A 21,305-nucleotide genomic window follows, 5' to 3' on the forward strand; every position below is an offset into this window, starting at 1 on the left:
ATGCAAAGTCGCCACCAATTATAGCGGCGTCATCCTTTAATCGTACCATGTTGGAATTGAAATGTATTTGCGCCCGGCCTGATGGCTCTATAACGTGACCTTTAATCGTACCATGTTGGAATTGAAATTGTTAACATAAATTCAGGTTTTGAAGGATATGATGCCTTTAATCGTACCATGTTGGAATTGAAATATATCTTTAATGCCGGATATGATTAGGCCTGCCCACCTTTAATCGTACCATGTTGGAATTGAAATTATCGCTGATAAGCGAATTTGAGGCATTGGCTAAGCCTTTAATCGTACCATGTTGGAATTGAAATCATACTATGTTATCCATTATCCGAATGAAAATGTGCCTTTAATCGTACCATGTTGGAATTGAAATGCAACAAATGGACTATCATTTACGAGCGGCGCTACTGACCCTTTAATCGTACCATGTTGGAATTGAAATGCCTGCAACTTTGCAGCTTCTAATTCAGCGGAGATCCTTTAATCGTACCATGTTGGAATTGAAATTAAGTCAAATTAGTAAGCGAACCCGAAGCCAGGCACACCTTTAATCGTACCATGTTGGAATTGAAATCTTGTGTTTTTTACCGTGTGGTAATTGGTTATTACCTTTAATCGTACCATGTTGGAATTGAAATATTAACTTCGGCTTGCTGTATTCCTGGGCTACCGACCTTTAATCGTACCATGTTGGAATTGAAATTGCAGTAGGCTTGGGCTTAATAAACGAAAAAGGCGAACCTTTAATCGTACCATGTTGGAATTGAAATTTATGCGGTTAAGTGCGATAAGCGACCAGTACAGCCTTTAATCGTACCATGTTGGAATTGAAATTTTTTAACCGTTCTAAACTCGCCAACTACATTAACCGCCCTTTAATCGTACCATGTTGGAATTGAAATAAAGATTTATTGGCAGCTGTTGGGTTCTTTAAAACCTTTAATCGTACCATGTTGGAATTGAAATTAAATTTACACAATGGTTTTTAAAGCTCGCTACACACCTTTAATCGTACCATGTTGGAATTGAAATTTATAATGAGCTTTTACGATTTACCAAAAATTAGGCCTTTAATCGTACCATGTTGGAATTGAAATCCAGAACCAAGACAATGACCTCTATGGGTTGCTGTCCTTTAATCGTACCATGTTGGAATTGAAATGCTATCAAGGCTGATTTGTTTTCAATAAGAAACTTGGCCTTTAATCGTACCATGTTGGAATTGAAATACTACAAACTAATATTACCATTTTGCGAATCAACAACCTTTAATCGTACCATGTTGGAATTGAAATATGGTCGACGATTTAGGCTTTAAAAGTGTTGAGTCCTTTAATCGTACCATGTTGGAATTGAAATATTAGCATTAAAGGGTAGCCAGGGCGGGATATCAACCTTTAATCGTACCATGTTGGAATTGAAATTATACCCATTGCTGTATATAAGCTTCGGTTTTTTCCTTTAATCGTACCATGTTGGAATTGAAATCGAATATAGAAAACCAATTTAATCATGATAGATTTCCTTTAATCGTACCATGTTGGAATTGAAATATATGGATAAAGCATGTTGATGAGGGTAAGGAGTTGCCTTTAATCGTACCATGTTGGAATTGAAATACTTACAAAATATGTACTTAAACACTTATTAGAACCTTTAATCGTACCATGTTGGAATTGAAATCATCGAATTACAATAACCCAAATAACGTATACGATGCCTTTAATCGTACCATGTTGGAATTGAAATTTTTAATTTAGACCAAATATCAGATTATTTTGAATCCTTTAATCGTACCATGTTGGAATTGAAATTCATTATGAACGGCAAGGTAAGAAAGTTGCTTATATTCCTTTAATCGTACCATGTTGGAATTGAAATAGTTTTTAAATATAGCAGGAACAAGGGGATGCCCTGCCTTTAATCGTACCATGTTGGAATTGAAATAATATCTAATTATGAGCAAATAGACAACTTGAATCCCTTTAATCGTACCATGTTGGAATTGAAATATTATAAATTGAGCGCCATCCATGTGAGAGCCTGCCTTTAATCGTACCATGTTGGAATTGAAATATCGGAGAGGTTTCCGAAAGTGATTTTAAAGTATTTGCCTTTAATCGTACCATGTTGGAATTGAAATCATTTTTTAAAGGCCAGGGAGGTTTAGGCCGGGCATTCCTTTAATCGTACCATGTTGGAATTGAAATGCAGATAATGTAGCTCGCCTTAGCTTGTCTTTTACCTTTAATCGTACCATGTTGGAATTGAAATTAAACCAATGATAACTACCAAAATCAGATCCAGAACTCCTTTAATCGTACCATGTTGGAATTGAAATTGGTTATTACGTAATGAGGCTATCAGTGTTTATGCCTTTAATCGTACCATGTTGGAATTGAAATAACACACGTAACTAAAGATGCTCAGGGCAATTATGTCCTTTAATCGTACCATGTTGGAATTGAAATTTGTATATCGGCCTTAGTATTGGTATGAAGTTGACACCTTTAATCGTACCATGTTGGAATTGAAATTGATTTTAATAATCTGTTTAGTAATTCACATCTTTGCCTTTAATCGTACCATGTTGGAATTGAAATATTTTTTGAGTACTATAGGCTTACTAATAGTAATTACCTTTAATCGTACCATGTTGGAATTGAAATTTAACATTATCCAATGTTAGGCCTTCCGCTATTTCCCTTTAATCGTACCATGTTGGAATTGAAATTTGAACCAAAGTATATCCGAATGATAACCGTGAATCCTTTAATCGTACCATGTTGGAATTGAAATCTACTTTCTTATCCTCGTTAATGGCTATAAAAATCCTTTAATCGTACCATGTTGGAATTGAAATTGGGCTGTAAGGGGTTTTATACTTTCCAGAACGAACCTTTAATCGTACCATGTTGGAATTGAAATGCCATGCGAGCCTCCAATAATATTAGCAGAAGATTGCCTTTAATCGTACCATGTTGGAATTGAAATCTGGTAAATACATCTGTAAGATACTTAACATGCTTTCCTTTAATCGTACCATGTTGGAATTGAAATCTTATAAAGTGACCTGTTTCAAAGTCATACATACCACCTTTAATCGTACCATGTTGGAATTGAAATAAAGTACTGCAAAAGATTAGCCATAAAGCATGGCACCTTTAATCGTACCATGTTGGAATTGAAATATCGTCTGCCATTGTTCGGCCATTTGCGATTGCCCTACCTTTAATCGTACCATGTTGGAATTGAAATTATTGCGGCCACCTAATGCCGAGGCAAGTCGTTTTCCTTTAATCGTACCATGTTGGAATTGAAATAATATCCGTATCAGTAAACTCCGCTGACGTATCATCCTTTAATCGTACCATGTTGGAATTGAAATCGAAAAAGCAATACAGGAAAGCGCCGGGAAAATAGCCTTTAATCGTACCATGTTGGAATTGAAATAATATTGCCCGGCTGTAATTCTTAATGACGAAGTGACCTTTAATCGTACCATGTTGGAATTGAAATACGTTAGCCCATTTTGTTTTTACGGTTGCCCTGATCCCTTTAATCGTACCATGTTGGAATTGAAATAATATCTTTTGTATCGACCTTATGGCCTTCTATGATCCTTTAATCGTACCATGTTGGAATTGAAATTGAATTTAACAAAAGACTCAGGAACCTCAATAATCCTTTAATCGTACCATGTTGGAATTGAAATGGTGAACTCAATTGGTTGTTCTGGCAGATCTTTGACCTTTAATCGTACCATGTTGGAATTGAAATCCGAATCCCGATTAGGCATTTTATAAGTTTCACTAACCTTTAATCGTACCATGTTGGAATTGAAATCACCTACAGAACCACCGATTGTTAATTCGGAAGATCCTTTAATCGTACCATGTTGGAATTGAAATTTCATCAAACCTATCAAAATCAAAGCCGCCTTCTTTCCTTTAATCGTACCATGTTGGAATTGAAATATGGTATTTTTCAGGAAAAACTTGAAGCCTATCGAAACCTTTAATCGTACCATGTTGGAATTGAAATAAATCGAAGCTGATAAAAAAGAAGCAGAGGCCGCCCTTTAATCGTACCATGTTGGAATTGAAATCGGGATATTCCAAGATCGGTATATACAACCGTCTTGCCTTTAATCGTACCATGTTGGAATTGAAATATAGGGGGATTAGATAGCTGTTTGTAATTCTGTTTAGCCTTTAATCGTACCATGTTGGAATTGAAATAAAGAAGCTACTAAAAACGAAATATCAAAGTGGCTCCTTTAATCGTACCATGTTGGAATTGAAATGATAAGTCTGGCATCTTAGTTTGTTCTTTGGTTGCTCCTTTAATCGTACCATGTTGGAATTGAAATAAAATAGTTTCCGGGAGATCTGGGTTATCCAGCCACCCTTTAATCGTACCATGTTGGAATTGAAATATAATAATTATTAAAAACATTCTCATGAAAACCAACACCTTTAATCGTACCATGTTGGAATTGAAATTAATACCTTGCATAACTATAAAAAAAACAATTCCCCCTTTAATCGTACCATGTTGGAATTGAAATCAATCACATTAGCGCGTCTCCAATTGTTTACAATGTCCTTTAATCGTACCATGTTGGAATTGAAATATTAATCCGCGTGAAACTACCGTAGCTGAATATACCTTTAATCGTACCATGTTGGAATTGAAATCCCGTTGGATAACTTTGATATTGTAATCGGCTCTGCCTTTAATCGTACCATGTTGGAATTGAAATTCGCTTGCTAACTCTTCAGCTTTTATCCTATCTTCCTTTAATCGTACCATGTTGGAATTGAAATTGAATACCAAACAGCGAAAATAGCCATTGCGCAAAACCTTTAATCGTACCATGTTGGAATTGAAATAATATTGCCTTTAGCTGATTGGTCGTTGGTATGAACCTTTAATCGTACCATGTTGGAATTGAAATTGAATGCAATTCTTGGCAACCCGTGGGTAGATGATCCTTTAATCGTACCATGTTGGAATTGAAATAACACTTTCATTTGGAGATACTAAATTTACCTTTTCCTTTAATCGTACCATGTTGGAATTGAAATATAAAATACGTTTGCCACGAAGTTTTTTAGCCTTAACCTTTAATCGTACCATGTTGGAATTGAAATTGTTATGCGAAGCGTTTAATTTTTACCACCGTGACCTTTAATCGTACCATGTTGGAATTGAAATAATTTCTTTGCCGCCAATTTCAAGTAACCGAGCCGACCTTTAATCGTACCATGTTGGAATTGAAATAACACACCCAACCAGGATAACACAAGCTGGCTATACCTTTAATCGTACCATGTTGGAATTGAAATTTGATTAGGCTCTGAACCTATACCCAAAAATGGACCTTTAATCGTACCATGTTGGAATTGAAATTTCTACAAAAAACATTTTCCCAAATTCGTGAAGCCCTTTAATCGTACCATGTTGGAATTGAAATTTAGATAATGGCATAACGCCTTGCAATGGGGATACGGCCTTTAATCGTACCATGTTGGAATTGAAATTTGAGCGCATTTTGTTACCATCCTTGGCATTAGCGGCCTTTAATCGTACCATGTTGGAATTGAAATAAGAGATTAAAGTCTTTATTGTTGCCCATGTCCTCCCTTTAATCGTACCATGTTGGAATTGAAATTTGGGTCATTTGGTGATGGTGTGGCTGTTGTGCAACCTTTAATCGTACCATGTTGGAATTGAAATGTAATCCTGATGCAGTCGTACCGGTTATTTTTCGGCCTTTAATCGTACCATGTTGGAATTGAAATATAAAACAGCTATTGCCGCCTCAACCCCACTAATGCCTTTAATCGTACCATGTTGGAATTGAAATAGCATTAATAGCCTCGCCGGATACCCGGTATTGCCCCTTTAATCGTACCATGTTGGAATTGAAATATGGACTGGCTCTTGATACCGCGTCTCAGGCGGCTCCTTTAATCGTACCATGTTGGAATTGAAATCTTGTCGGCTGTTAGGTAAAGAGAAGTGTACTTTTTGCCTTTAATCGTACCATGTTGGAATTGAAATTAGTCCAGCCAGAAACTATCTGCTTTTTCTGCTCAATCCTTTAATCGTACCATGTTGGAATTGAAATACAGACAACGCGATCGTAGTTGATGGCCATGGGCGCCTTTAATCGTACCATGTTGGAATTGAAATAAAGTAAACTAAGGATATGGAACCCATATACACCCCTTTAATCGTACCATGTTGGAATTGAAATAACGTCTAACGAAGCTTTGTTTTTAATTCCCATTTCCTTTAATCGTACCATGTTGGAATTGAAATTATGTATTTCCATTTTTATTAGGTAATGAGATAACGACCTTTAATCGTACCATGTTGGAATTGAAATTATGTATTTCCATTTTTATTAGGTAATGAGATAACGACCTTTAATCGTACCATGTTGGAATTGAAATAAGAATTGATACCGAAAAAACTGATTGGAATGGTGCCTTTAATCGTACCATGTTGGAATTGAAATTCAACTTGAGGTTCTAACCAACTTACTTTATTGAACCTTTAATCGTACCATGTTGGAATTGAAATAGGTTAGCCCCGCCAAGGTTAGCGTCGCCAAGGTTAGCCTTTAATCGTACCATGTTGGAATTGAAATAGCATAATATGCACATTTTCTCTATTACAGTAGGTCCTTTAATCGTACCATGTTGGAATTGAAATTAAGGCAGCAAACGAACAATTAAATAATCTCCAGTTCCTTTAATCGTACCATGTTGGAATTGAAATTTTCATCATTGTCTTTAACCTCTTTAACAAGCGCTCCTTTAATCGTACCATGTTGGAATTGAAATTTAATAGTTACTACAATGTGATGCGGTGCTCCATCCTTTAATCGTACCATGTTGGAATTGAAATAGGTTAGCCCCGCGAAGGTCAGCCCCGCCAAGGTCCCTTTAATCGTACCATGTTGGAATTGAAATATCAACTAAACAATTACTGGCTTATGGGTTCGGGCCTTTAATCGTACCATGTTGGAATTGAAATAATGTCCCATTTGCTCCGGCAATCAAGGTTAAACTTACCTTTAATCGTACCATGTTGGAATTGAAATACGTTTTCTTTTCAAACTTATCAAACGGAGTATTTCCTTTAATCGTACCATGTTGGAATTGAAATTTCTTTAACAATGGCATCACCGAATAAAAGGCATACCTTTAATCGTACCATGTTGGAATTGAAATAAGAGCGTATAAAGTCTCTTCGCGATAATCTTTCCCTTTAATCGTACCATGTTGGAATTGAAATATAATACTAAGCCGCGCCAATCGAGGCCGCAAACACCTTTAATCGTACCATGTTGGAATTGAAATACCGATGGCAAGCCCCCTGTAGATGACCCAGCTCACCTTTAATCGTACCATGTTGGAATTGAAATAACATTAAAAACAGGCTCAAAATGGGCGTAATGGCCCCTTTAATCGTACCATGTTGGAATTGAAATATGAACTTACAAGCCCAATCATTTTTTAAAATACACCTTTAATCGTACCATGTTGGAATTGAAATATATTTAACAGCAGCAGAAACCGGGCTGCCTATGGGTACCTTTAATCGTACCATGTTGGAATTGAAATAAATTTAGGTAGCAATCCTTCTTTTTCATCCGGTCCTTTAATCGTACCATGTTGGAATTGAAATAGCTCAAGCTCTATCCGTAAATGAAAAATCAAAGTTGCCTTTAATCGTACCATGTTGGAATTGAAATAGAGGCGCGTATCGAAGTAACAGAACAAAAAAACAAACCTTTAATCGTACCATGTTGGAATTGAAATAGGGTACAGATATACACTTCTAAATAATTTAATATCCTTTAATCGTACCATGTTGGAATTGAAATCCGTTGGCGCTGTAGCTCTGGCCCGCTAATCCATCCTTTAATCGTACCATGTTGGAATTGAAATAACATCCGGCTATCTGTAGCCACGTAAGCGCCTTTGCCTTTAATCGTACCATGTTGGAATTGAAATAGGGGTGCCGTGTAATTCTTTGTTCGGTCCCGTGGCCTTTAATCGTACCATGTTGGAATTGAAATAAACGATAATATGACACAGGAGGAAGCCCTAAACCGACCTTTAATCGTACCATGTTGGAATTGAAATTTAATTATTCGTTCGATATAGTAGGATGTTTGAGCCCCTTTAATCGTACCATGTTGGAATTGAAATCGCTGATGATAAGGTAGCATTTACCGGTTCCGATGGCCTTTAATCGTACCATGTTGGAATTGAAATTTTTTAAGACTGCAGTATTTTCGCGCAGGCCTAACAGCCTTTAATCGTACCATGTTGGAATTGAAATGTTCGCGCAAAAGATAGCCGGTACATGGACAATTGCCTTTAATCGTACCATGTTGGAATTGAAATACGCTCATGCTAACGAGGTTGAGAAATTCTTTTTTGATCCTTTAATCGTACCATGTTGGAATTGAAATTTGCAAAGCCGGTAGCCAAAACGAGCGCCAGCACCCTTTAATCGTACCATGTTGGAATTGAAATCAAGTTTGACCTTGTGGCTTATCCTATCGAATCTACCTTTAATCGTACCATGTTGGAATTGAAATACCACCTTCGTTAATTGCTAACTTCTTTGAAGCCTTCCTTTAATCGTACCATGTTGGAATTGAAATATGCACCTGTACGTCAACGGATAGACTATGAAGCTCCTTTAATCGTACCATGTTGGAATTGAAATTACCTACACGCCGGGCCAGTCATTCACAGCCGGGGCCCCTTTAATCGTACCATGTTGGAATTGAAATTACAGAATTGTACTGCTACTTGCAGTTCCTGTACCCAACCTTTAATCGTACCATGTTGGAATTGAAATAAATAAACCTTGAAACTGGTGAAGAAAAAACTGAGGCCTTTAATCGTACCATGTTGGAATTGAAATCGATACGGGCCTGTACGGACCTTCTACAACTGTTATCCTTTAATCGTACCATGTTGGAATTGAAATCAAGTTTACGGGCCATATACGGGTACAACTTTGTATGCAAACCTTTAATCGTACCATGTTGGAATTGAAATATGTGCTATCATAGCGTAATTATATTAAGTTTAACTACCTTTAATCGTACCATGTTGGAATTGAAATAGGAATTAGGCGACAAATCAATTGATATAGTTGAACCTTTAATCGTACCATGTTGGAATTGAAATATTAATGGAACAGGCTTCGTAAAGTCAACTGGAACAACCTTTAATCGTACCATGTTGGAATTGAAATTTTAACCTGGTGGTGTTGGTATTGGTGGTATTTCACCTTTAATCGTACCATGTTGGAATTGAAATTCGTTAATTGGAGTTGATCTGATTTGAACGCTCCCAACGCCTTTAATCGTACCATGTTGGAATTGAAATTTGAATGGTACAATTCCATTTCCAATTCCTATCCAAGCCTTTAATCGTACCATGTTGGAATTGAAATCAAGGCAGAGTATGCGCAAAACACGGTACGACCTAACCTTTAATCGTACCATGTTGGAATTGAAATAACCATATTGATCCATCCATCGACATCCTGTAAAGTCCCTTTAATCGTACCATGTTGGAATTGAAATAACGTACTTTCAGATATATCTTTTTTTGTTCGCTCCTTTAATCGTACCATGTTGGAATTGAAATAGCGAAGACACGGCGGCCCTGCTTCGGGAATACGGCCTTTAATCGTACCATGTTGGAATTGAAATTTGATTTGGGCCGCCTTTTGGAAGATATGTTTTACCCTTTAATCGTACCATGTTGGAATTGAAATACAGATGGAAAACCACCGGTAGATGATCCAGCGCATCCTTTAATCGTACCATGTTGGAATTGAAATTTCATACAAAACTTCGATGGATCGCTTTTAATAAGCCCTTTAATCGTACCATGTTGGAATTGAAATATCATCAAATTTATCCATCCGCATATCACCCTTATTCCCTTTAATCGTACCATGTTGGAATTGAAATACGATTTCAGCCTGGGCCATATCCTTTTCAAATGATCCTTTAATCGTACCATGTTGGAATTGAAATTTCAACCTAACCTTATCACAATTATGAATCCTTTTACCTTTAATCGTACCATGTTGGAATTGAAATAACCTAAGTTCCTGAACGTCATCAATCAATACTTTCCTTTAATCGTACCATGTTGGAATTGAAATTGGGAATACTTTTGGTATAACCTATGCTATTACCACCTTTAATCGTACCATGTTGGAATTGAAATTACATCAGGAAGCCTGGGCCGAACCGTAGCCACGCCTTTAATCGTACCATGTTGGAATTGAAATCTGGATCAAAAACAACATCTTCGATAAAGAGCAGCCCTTTAATCGTACCATGTTGGAATTGAAATATAAAGATATATTGCCCGTTCTTACATTTTCAACAGCCGCCTTTAATCGTACCATGTTGGAATTGAAATTACGTAATAATATCGGCGTACGTCCTTACCGAGGCCTTTAATCGTACCATGTTGGAATTGAAATTTGGTCGCTGTTGCTAATATCGTTAACGACAAAATAAACCTTTAATCGTACCATGTTGGAATTGAAATAAATATATAGCTGAGGAAGCTACAGGATTAAAGTTCCCTTTAATCGTACCATGTTGGAATTGAAATAAAATTACATTAAAAAAGTATTTGATGTTGCTGGCCTTTAATCGTACCATGTTGGAATTGAAATTTGATATGATAGCGCATGAAAATAAAGCTTTCTAACCTTTAATCGTACCATGTTGGAATTGAAATATCCGGAAGTAGCTAACATTATTACCGCGCTGATTCCCTTTAATCGTACCATGTTGGAATTGAAATTTTGTCTTTTGAAAATTGAATTGTGAATTGTTTATGCCTTTAATCGTACCATGTTGGAATTGAAATAACACAGCAGATACTGGCAGAGCATTCCCGTTTGTAACCTTTAATCGTACCATGTTGGAATTGAAATATATGCAGATGTTGAGTTTATGCATGCCAAAATCTACCTTTAATCGTACCATGTTGGAATTGAAATATAGCTGCGACCTTCCAGATCAATGACCTTGCCCGCCTTTAACCGTACCATGTTGGAATTGAAATTTGGTTAACGCGGCTATTGTGTCAGCTGACACGCTCCCTTAATCGTACCATGTTGGAATTGAAATTGCTTGGCAGCTGCGAATCCAGCTCTGCCTTACTGATGCCTTTAATCCCTCCATCTTGCAATTGAACTCCCAATCAAAAATTAGGCAAAACCGCATGCTCACCACGTCCAATTCCCCTAAACCTTATCCGTCGACTTCCGCACAATCAACTCGGTGCTGAACATCTCGGTTTCAAACTGGGTGACTGGTTTTTTACTTTCAATTAGCTGGATCAGCATTTCGGCTGCTTTTTGGCCAATTTGATAAGCGGGCTGGCTTACCGCGGTTAAGGAGGGTTTAAATAATTCGGCAACATCGGAGTTGGTGAACCCGGCGATTGCGATGTCTTGCGGCACCTGTAGGCCTTGTTTTTTCAGTGCGGATAGGCAGCCGGTACTCAGCTTGTCGCCGCCGATAAAAAGGGCGTCGGGCCGGTCGGGCATAAGCGCCAGCTGTGCTATCGCGGCATCGGTTTCTGCCTGTATCATCCCACCATTCTCGCAATAAATGATATATTCGGGCTTGCAGGGTATGCTATACAGGTCGAGGGCGGCAAGGTAACCTCTCAACCTGTCTTTGCTGGTAGATAGGTGGTGCGCACCCGTAATGTGCGCTATCCGCCGGAAGCCCGACTTGATGAGGTGTACCGTAGCTTCAAAGGCCCCCTTGTAATTATTGGCGATTACTTTATGCGTTTCAATTTCAGGCGATACACGGTCGAAAAATACAATCGGCAATCCTTTGTCGTGCAGTGATTTTAAATGGGAGATTTCCTGCGTTTCGGATGCCAGGGAAATTAAAAGGCCATCTACAGAACGCGACGATAAATGCTGCACATTGGCAATCTCGCGGTCGGCGGATTCGTGTGTTTGGGTGATGAAAATATGGTAGCCTCTGTCGTAAGCGATGGATTCGATACCGCTGATGGCCTGCGAGAAATAACTATTGGCAACTTCGGATATCACCACACCTATAGAGCGGCTGCGGCGTTCCTTCAAACTTAAAGCGATAGGATTTTGGCGATAGTTTAATTTCTGTGCATAGCGTAATACAATATTTCTGGTTTTTTCGCTTATCTCGTGGCCGCCGCTTAATGACCGGGATACTGTAGAAACAGAAACATTAAGTGCCTTGGCAATATCTTTTAATTTTACAGGTTCAAACATCCGCGCACATCAGTTAAATAACATCAATGCCCCTAACCGCATAAGCGCAAGTGATATCAGCGTGGGCTTAGCATGTGAAAAGGAAATTGATCGGTTTATGCACAAATTTACACTTAGATAGGGTATAGGCGTTATGAAATTTTGACATATTATTAGCAATAATTAGTATTTATTGACCAATATGGTATCATTCATGTTTTTTAACTTCAATTCTCATCGTTTAATTTGCTGACGCCCTTAAAACTTTAAACTCAGGCTGCCGATAAACCTGGCCGGGGCTTGCGGGGTTAAACGTACCGACCAGGCCTTCTGGTTGGTGAGGTTATCCACCTTAAAGCCGATGCGAAATTTAGGCTGATCGTAAAATACAGTAGCATCCAATAAAGTATAAGACGGGATAATGATTTTAACCGTTTGGGTATTGGTTTGGAACGATGATGTGCCATAGTTTCCGCCGAAACCTGCGCCCAGGCCTTTCAGGTCGCCCTGGGGAATGCGGTAACTTGCCCAGAAATTAACAGTTTTAGGCGGGCCCGATAAAGCGGGGCGTAAGCCATTTACGGTAGCATCGGCATTGGTATACAAGCTATAGTTGTAAGCATAGCCCGCCACGATGTTGAAGCCCGAAAAGGGGTTGGCTGTTACATCTACCTCTACACCTTTACTCACCTGGGTTCCGTCCTGTACCAGGTAGTTGAGGGTGTTAGCAGGGTCTGGCCGGGTTGAGTTGGCCACCCTGATATCGTAGTAACTAATGGTGCCTGCTAATTTGTGGTTAAATACGTCGCCCTTCAGGCCAAATTCCAGTTGATTGGCGTGTTCCGGCTTCAGCGCGCTTCCATCTGATGTTACGCCACTTTTGTTGAAAAAACCATTGAGGTAATTGCCAAACAACGAAAGGCGATCTTGGAATACCTCGTATACCAATCCCATTTTTTGCGACAGGGAGGTTTGGCCAAAAGGGCCGGTTTGTACGCCGGTATTACTTAGTCCACCCGATGTTTGGCCGGTAGAAATATTGTACACACCGTTATTTTGATAACGGTCTACCCGGAGGCTCAACATAGCGGATAACTGACTGGTTACATTAAAAACGTCGGATACGTAAGCAGCGTAAGTGTCGTCGCCATTTTTTTCTTTACGCAAAGTTCCGGTGCTGGATAGCGAATCGATTTTAAAACGGCTAACCCTGTAGGTGGACGGCGTGTTTACAAAGCTAACCTTGGGCAGGTTAACCGTTACGCGGTCAAAATCGTTCGAGTTGTTGTAGTAATCCAATCCAACCACCATCCTGTTACGGAAACTGCCTATTTTAAAATCGCCGATAAAGTTTTGTTGCAGGTCGGTAGCGATGAAAGCTGTTGAACCAACAATTGCCTGCGGACTAATTTCGGTATCGCTGCGGCCGTTAAGCGCGGTAATGTAGCCACCGATGGAAGAGCGCGCCCGCGAAACGATACTTTGCGAGGTCCAGCTTTCAGAGATCTTATAATTTAGCTGGATAAAAAAGTTCAGCATCTGGGTATCATAAGTGATATCGTTGCCAAAAAAAGTTTTGTTATAAGGAAAGCCCATATTGGCAATAGATAGTGTTCTGGCCGCGCCGCCTGTATAGGGGTTAAAACGGACCACCGATGTGCCTTTGGCCTGTCCGAACTCTATATCAACCAATAGGGCAAGCCTGTCGGTAACCTGATACGAGAAACTGGGCGCTATGCTTAAACTGTTGGTGAAACCCTGGTCCTGGAAACTTTTTTCGAACGATGTAGCGGCGTTGATACGGAATAGTGCGGTTTTATCGGCATTGATAGGTGTATTAAGGTCGAGCGCAAAGCGGTTGAAGTTCCAGCTGCCGCCAAAATAAGCCACCTCGCCACCAAAGCCATTGTAAGGTTTTTTGGTAACGCGATTATACAAACCGCCATAGCTGCTGGATACGCTGGTACCGAATAATGTGGCCGATGGGCCTTTAATGGCTTCTATGCGCTCCAGGTTAGCCGGATCGATGGTGGAAAAGGCTGCACCAGCAACACCGTTGCGGGCATTGGGCTCAGTTTCAAATCCGCGTGAGCGAAAAGTTACCCGCCCCTGGTTGGCTATCATCGGGATACCCGCACCCGGCACATTTTTTGAAATGCTTCCCAGGTCAACCGCCATCTGCTCCTGGATCAGTTCCTTGGATACTGAATTATATACTTGCGGGTTTTCGAGGTTTTTTAAGGGTAGCCTGGCAATATAGATGCTTTCTTTTTTTGCAAACTTGTTGGTATTGGAAGCAATGGTTACTTCTTGTAAAGCCTGCACGTTTTCTTTGGCGAATTGGTAATCGGCCATGGCTGTTTGTCCGGCAATTACGTTAACTTCCAAAACCTGTTGTGCCGCTCCCAATACCTGTATTTTAACATGGTAAGTTCCCGGCGCCAAGTTATAAAAATAATAATTGCCTTTGATGTCGGTAAGGGTGGTCTTTAAAGTTTCAACCAGGGTTGCTGATGCCGAGGCATAAGGTTCGCCGTTTACCAAAGTTATTTTCCCGCTGATGTTCCCCGTGGTTTGTGAGAATGCGCTGATAGAGCAAATTAAGAAAAGATTGAACAGAATGGCAGATAAAGATTTCATCAAAAATAATCAGAATTTAGACATGACTTGATGCCACAAAACTAATTATTATTTATAATAAGTCTAATTAAATGAAAGAAATCGATGAAAATTTTTCTTGATGCAGGTTTGTAACCCGGTTTATTGTTACACCGGTGTATACGCGGCTTTCTTTTTTGTTAACACCGGGTGACGTTTTTTAGCGCGGGCAGCGCTTCCTTTTTTCTTTCTGTTTAGCCAGATCAGTAAGCCGGTAACAGGTAAGCTGGCTGTAAACAAGCTTACCAGCAGGTATAATAATTTAGTGGGCCAGCCTAATAAGCTGCCGGTATGGACGGGCAACATCATTTTACGGATTTTTGTTCCCGTACTTAGGTTTTGATAAGGTTGTTTTTTAAGCATAGCCCCCGTTTTACTATCAAAAAAGGCTGCATTACTGGTGGTAATGGTATGGTTAGCATCTTCTTTTTGCACAGTTACCGCTAACGTGGCCTTAGGTGGTATGGCCATTAAAAGCTCGCCGCGGTAGGGGTAAAGCTGATCTGTTTGGTTGAGCATTTGCTGATAGATACCGGCATTAGCCTGCTTTCCCTTGGATGCATTTTTAATTTTAGCTTCCTTTTCAACCGTTCCGTCGGTCAGGCGGAATATCAGTTTTTCGGGCCAGTCATAACTCCAGATCAACCCTGTCAGCGTGATCAGCAGCAAAATGATCGAAACATAGAAGCCCGATACCGCATGTAAGTCCCACGTGAGCCTTTTGCCCGATGCATTCCATTTGATGCGGAAGCGTTGCTTAATCGCTTTTTTATTGGCCGGCCACCAGATAATTAACCCGCTGATTACCATAAATAAAGTAATGGAGCATGAAATACCTGTAATTATTTTACCAGTGCTGCCTAACAGCAGGTAACGGTGCAGGTTGCGCACCTGCTGAAAAAAGCGCTGGCTGTAGTCGCCTTGGTAAAGTATTAAGCCATTATATGGATTGATAAAAAGTACTTTAGCGCCTTTTGATTCGCCTTTTATCCCCATACGGATCTCTACGCTACGGTCTGCTTCCGCCGGTATTGTTACCCGGCTCACCTTTTTTTCCGGGAAGCTGGCTTGTGCTATTTTAATCAGGCTATCTACAGGTAAACGCTGGTTGGGCTCGATGGTAACCACGTGGTCATGGCGGAAAAGCAACGTTTCAAGTTCATCCTCAAAGGTTAGCAGACTACCGGTAAGCGCCACAATAATTAAAATGGCACCAGTAACCAAACCCAGCCATAAATGCAGCCAGCCTGTGGCCTTTTTTAATTTTCCTTGCATATCAGTTTTAATGTTTCCGCTATGGTTTTGTCGCCAGCACCAAAGTATATCCTTAATTATTACATTAGTGGTATTTTGCAACTAAATTAGACTTAATCCAAATAAGATTCAAGTTTTTGATTGTTTATTTCGGGCAATAGTAGAAAATGTATAACGCCGTTATCCATGATGGTAGTTGGCTGCTTCCGCAGATGGCAAACCACTTTTCTTTGTAGACCGAAAAACGTCGGCCATTCCGGGTTATTATCACGGTACTTTAATCGACACAGTAGCAGTTTGGCCGATGATTACCTTTTGCGAGGGATTTTGGGGTTCGGTATTCCACAAACATTCGCTTACGGTAAGCGTTTGCTTATTTGTATTGAGCGATATCAGCTGAAAGGAGAGCTTGGTTTCATCTTTGGCGGAATATTTGCCTTTCATGGGTGAATCTACCCGGAACACATTCAATTTAACGTCATTGTCCGGGCCATGATAAACGTAAAATTCGTTCCAGTTGCTGTTGCCATGAAAATAAGCCATAATGTTGGGGTGTAATTTCAGAAACTTTACCCAGCCACGCTGTTCTATTTCCGTAGAACCGCCATCGGCTGCTGCGGTCACACCTTCTTTATAATGCTCAGCAGTCAGGTTTTCAAATTTATTTCCGGGCTTCATCTGGTATGGCGGCACAGGGTTTGTAAAATGCTTGGCCTCGCAGGTAGGTTGGTCGTGCGTAAAAATGATAACCGGAGTGTTACGGGCAACCGTATCCAGATCTTTTTGCATCCAGATCCTTTCGGCCGAATCGGGCCAAAGGGTAATAAACATCAGATGCACACCTTTGATATTCAGTGAATAATTAACTTTATCCGTTTGGTAATTATAAGTTTGATTGGTTAATGCTTTTTTAGGCTTCACCATCTGGTTATACATGTTCACCATGATAGTTGGATCAGTTAGCGGTTTAAGCGGCTTAGGATAACCAATAGCGTTGGATATATCATGATTCCCCGGTACGCATAATAACTTAGCGGGTTTTCCGTCGTGACCTTTTAAGGTGATGCTTTGCACATAATCGTGCTCAAATTGCTTCCACGATTGAGCCGCGCTTTGTATGGGGTACTCCATGCGGTTGGCCACGTCGCCGGTTTGCACTAAATAATCTACCGCCTTAACGAGTTCTCCGTTAGGTAGCGTCAGCTCGGGAAGGGTATTCATCTGCCTGATCATGGCGGCGTTAACTTTATAAGCGGCTACATTGGTATCGCCACGAAAGTCGGCACGGCTTATGCCGTAATGCGCATCGGATGAATAAACAAAGTTGATTACCGCGCCATCATTTTTGCCTTGGCATAGCGCAGTCTGCCGAAACAAGAAAAGCAACAATAAAACACAATGTAATTTAGTGAACGCGGCTTTAGTTATGAGCATGAAATTGAATTTTCTGCAAATTAAGGAGTTCAAATCTGTATAAATTTTGAAGTATAGCGCTGTGTTAAATTAAATAACACAACCGTAACCTGAATTTAATATGCTTTGCCTTGTAAATTTAAAAATACGGTGATAAGTATTAAGCCATGCGGATGATCGGCCATCGTAGCATTAATTAATGAAATAGTAATTAAGCTAATGCATATCAATATTTTATGATACTACTTTTCTGATTGAGTTGGTAGCTTATCCTCATCCAGTAAAGTTTGATCACCTGCCGGATAGCGCCTCCAATAGTTAGCCAGGATGGAGCCCGAAATATTCATCCAGGGGCTAAACACCGCAGCGGCCAAACCAACCGTAGCCAGCTTGCCCATGGTACCTGCAAGGCCAGATGCCATGCCGCCGTTTTGCAAACCAACTTCGAAAGCGATGGTACGTGCCGAATTTTTATCGAGCTTAAATAAGCGGCTGAGCCAGTATCCGAAGAAATAACCAGCCCCGTTATGCAGTACCGATGCTAAAAATAACAACAACCCTACGTGCAACAGGTTATCGCGCCCGGCCGCTGTAGTAACCGTGGTAAAATAAACGATGCCGAACATAGATAGGTAGGGGATATACTGATCAATCTGCCGGTATCTCACATACAACTGATGATAAACCGTGCCTACCACAAAGGCCCCGGTAAAAAAGTTAAACACCTCGGCAGATTGCAGGGCAGGTGCAGATAAGTGTATACTGAACCATTGCCATAAACCATAAGGCAGGCAAATAAGCCAGATGATACAGGCAACAAAAACAATATAGGTATTGCGTTTGCCTTTGGCTGGTGCGTTTTTTAAATAATCGTGCAGAAAAGCCGCGCCGATAGGCACAATCACTATTTTGATGATCTCCATCATCATCGATACAAACTTTACTTCAATGAGCGTACCAGCCAGCAGGCGCATCAGTAATGGCGTTAAAAACGGGGCTGCCAAGGTAGCCATAGCAGTAACCGTTACCGATAATACCAGGTTGGCCCGTGCCAGGTAAACCATCACATTGGATGCCAGGCCGCTGGAGCAGGAGCCGATCAGGATAATCCCGGCGGCTATCTCCGGTTCAAAATGGAACAGCCTGGTAAGCAAAAAGCCCATCAGTGGCATCACCGAAAAATGGCAGGCCAGGCCAATCAGTACACCTTTGCCGGTACTGGCCAGGCCCGAAAAATCGCGGATGCTCATCTGTATCCCCATACCAAACATCACCATTTGTACAATAATGAGGATGAGCCATTTATTGCGCAGGTCGATAGCACCCCATTTTAAAAAAGCATGCGGGTAAACCATAGCTGCTACTACAGCCACGATGATCCAGGCAGTATACTGGTAGTTTTTTAAGGCATTTAACGCGCCAATGCCTATTGCAAAACTTACCGCAAGGCTTACGGCAGCAGCTTGCCAAATGGTTATATCGGTCAGTAGCAAACCTGCCAAAAGGCCAATAAACGATAATCCGCTGATAACGAGACAAAACTTTTGCAATAGCTTCATTGGTGCAGTTTTTATAAAATGGATGCCAGGTATTTTATGGCGTTTGGCGGGCTTGCCACAATAGGTACAATTTTATCTTCTTCGCTAAGCGTATCCACAACACGTGCCATTGATGCCTGGGCCAGTAAGATCACGTCGACTTTTTTGGAGAGGTGGCGAAGCACATCGGCTACCAATTCATCATGTTTAGCGCTATCACCGGCCATCAATGCCTCAAAGGCGCCTTCGCATACTTGTGATGTCAATTCAATTTCTTTCCCGGCAAGTGCTGCACGGCGCTGCACCAAATCGCTGGTAGGCTCTAAGGTAGTTGATAGGGTAGCAATCACACCGATACGTTTACCTGTTTGAACGGCCAGGTCGGCCATGGGCTGGTCAACCCGCAACACGGGCACCTTGGCTGTTTCAGCAGCGGCTTCAACGGCAGCGCCGATGGATGAACAGGTCACCAAAATATAATCTGCGCCAGAGTCTTCAGCCGATGATACATAGTCGGCCACACGTTTGCTGATGGCCGGGGTAAGCTCTCCGCGTTCGCGGATGTTTCTAACCAGGCTGTCGTCCACAATATTAAAAGTAGTTACACCCGGTAAATACTCTTTACACAGTTGTTGAAATATAGGTATCAGCGTAGCTGATGTATGGATCAATCCTAATGTTTTTGCTTTCATGTTTTTAGTATTTATGTCGTTGTTTGTCCGTTTAAAACAGTTTCAAAATAATTATCGCTGCCTACCTGCCCGCCTTTAAAATTAATTTCGATACCGTGAGCAGCAGAGTTTGGCGCATGCACCTTACACAAAGGCGCACCCGGTGAAACCGGGGCTATCATTTCAACCGCCTCGATACCCATCGCACGCGCCACAAAGCTTGAGGTATCGCCTCCGGCAATAACCAGCCGTTTTAATAAACCCTTTTTGGCTACGCCGATGGCTATTAAACCCAATGTTTCGCCGTAAAGCTTTGCCGTTTTGGTGCGGATATCATCTTCGTTTAACCCCTGTTTGATGAAGGCCTGGTAAGTATCTTCAATCCGGTGGTCGTTGGGGCCAAGGCTGGTGTGCACAATAACCGGGATGCCTTGTTGCATCAGTTCAACTGACTGAAGAATATAGGTTTCAACTTCAATTAAAGTGGATTTGGCAATGGCAGCGGTATCAATCGCGATAGCGGCAAAACCATGAGCTTCGGCATATTCAATTTGTTGAGCCGTTACCGGCGAACAACTGCCCGACACCACCAGCATACCGTAGGCTTTTCCTGAGGGCTGCCACTCCTGTTTGGGTTTTGCTAAGCCCTGTTCTGTCCAGTATTTCCCCAAAGCCATCTCAATACCCGATGATCCTACCGAAAAAAGCGGCTGAGACGCGGTGGCATATTGGTTAATGAGTTGGGCAATAGTTAATAAATGATCGTCATACAGGGCGTCAAACAAAATAATTTGCTTACCCTTGTCAAGCTCCGTTTGCAATTTCTGTTGCCGCTGCTGCTTATCTGAGGCAATGGTTAGTACATCAACCAGGCCAATACTTTTTGACGTTTGCTTGGCCAGGTGCAATCGCAGGTCGCTTTCATGGGCAGGCGTTACCGGGTGTCTGCTCATAGAAGGGTGCCTGTCAAGCCTGTAGATATCGCCCTGGCTACCTATCCCCATACGGGCAAATAAATTGCCAAAGGTGCAGTAGCGGCCTAAAGCGGGTGCGGCTACCAATAAGGGCACAAACGGAGCCTTAAAAATGTCGGTAGCCACATCAATGGCTTTACCAATGCTGCCGATCTGTGGCGAAGAATCAAACGTGGAGCAGACCTTATAGTGTACATGCGCGGCACCAAGGTTTTTCAGTGCTTTAAAGGCGGGTATCAGTTCACGCTCCATTTCGGCTGGCGGCATAGAGCGGCTCATGCCGGCAACGCCTATCGCCTGCAAACCCTCATATCGTGCTAACTGAGCCGGAGTAGGGGGAGCAATAAACAACACCGTTTTAATACCGGCACGGCTCAAAAACTCCAGCGCGTCTGTCGATCCGGTAAAATCGTCACCGTAGTAAGCTAATAGCAATTCGGTTTGGTTGGCCATGA

General features: G+C 41.1%; 7 protein-coding genes and 1 CRISPR repeat array (1 of these 8 only partly in view). All 7 genes read right to left on the minus strand.

The annotated features are described in order from the left end of the window. A CRISPR array of direct repeats spans positions 1 to 11,286; the repeat unit is 30 nt; unit sequence CCTTTAATCGTACCATGTTGGAATTGAAAT (it extends 4,609 nt beyond the left edge of the window). Positions 11,287 to 11,334: 48 nt separating this feature from the next. The 7 genes from MUCPA_RS32335 to MUCPA_RS32365 all read right to left on the minus strand — a co-directional run bounded on the left by MUCPA_RS32335 (position 11,335) and on the right by MUCPA_RS32365 (position 21,303). Continuing rightward, a complete protein-coding gene (locus MUCPA_RS32335) occupies positions 11,335 to 12,363 on the minus strand; it encodes a LacI family DNA-binding transcriptional regulator (protein WP_008512439.1) in 1,029 nt (342 codons plus the stop codon). 237 nt (positions 12,364 to 12,600) lie between these two features. Beyond that, positions 12,601 to 14,982: a TonB-dependent receptor gene (locus MUCPA_RS32340; protein WP_008512441.1), complete on the minus strand. Its 2,382-nt coding sequence runs from the start codon at positions 14,980 to 14,982 to the stop codon at positions 12,601 to 12,603. Positions 14,983 to 15,108: 126 nt separating this feature from the next. Further along, positions 15,109 to 16,275, minus strand: a complete 1,167-nt coding sequence (locus MUCPA_RS32345; protein WP_050982191.1) for a PepSY-associated TM helix domain-containing protein — start codon at positions 16,273 to 16,275, stop codon at positions 15,109 to 15,111. Between the two features lie 246 nt (positions 16,276 to 16,521). Further along, a complete protein-coding gene (locus MUCPA_RS32350; RefSeq protein ID WP_008512445.1) occupies positions 16,522 to 17,688 on the minus strand; it encodes a metallophosphoesterase family protein in 1,167 nt (388 codons plus the stop codon). A gap of 221 nt (positions 17,689 to 17,909) precedes the next feature. After that, entirely contained in the window at positions 17,910 to 19,226 is a 1,317-nt protein-coding gene (locus tag MUCPA_RS32355) for a bile acid:sodium symporter family protein (RefSeq protein WP_008512447.1), read from the minus strand. An 11-nt stretch (positions 19,227 to 19,237) separates the two neighbouring features. After that, positions 19,238 to 19,897 carry an aspartate/glutamate racemase family protein gene (locus MUCPA_RS32360; RefSeq protein ID WP_008512449.1) on the minus strand — a complete coding sequence of 220 codons (660 nt, stop codon included), beginning with the start codon at positions 19,895 to 19,897 and terminating at the stop codon, positions 19,238 to 19,240. Positions 19,898 to 19,908: 11 nt separating this feature from the next. Further along, positions 19,909 to 21,303 (minus strand): four-carbon acid sugar kinase family protein, encoded by a 1,395-nt coding sequence (locus tag MUCPA_RS32365; protein WP_008512451.1) that lies wholly within the window; start codon positions 21,301 to 21,303, stop codon positions 19,909 to 19,911. Positions 21,304 to 21,305 lie beyond the last annotated feature (2 nt).

Source organism: Mucilaginibacter paludis DSM 18603 (assembly GCF_000166195.2).
GTDB classification, from domain to species: Bacteria; Bacteroidota; Bacteroidia; order Sphingobacteriales; family Sphingobacteriaceae; genus Mucilaginibacter; species Mucilaginibacter paludis.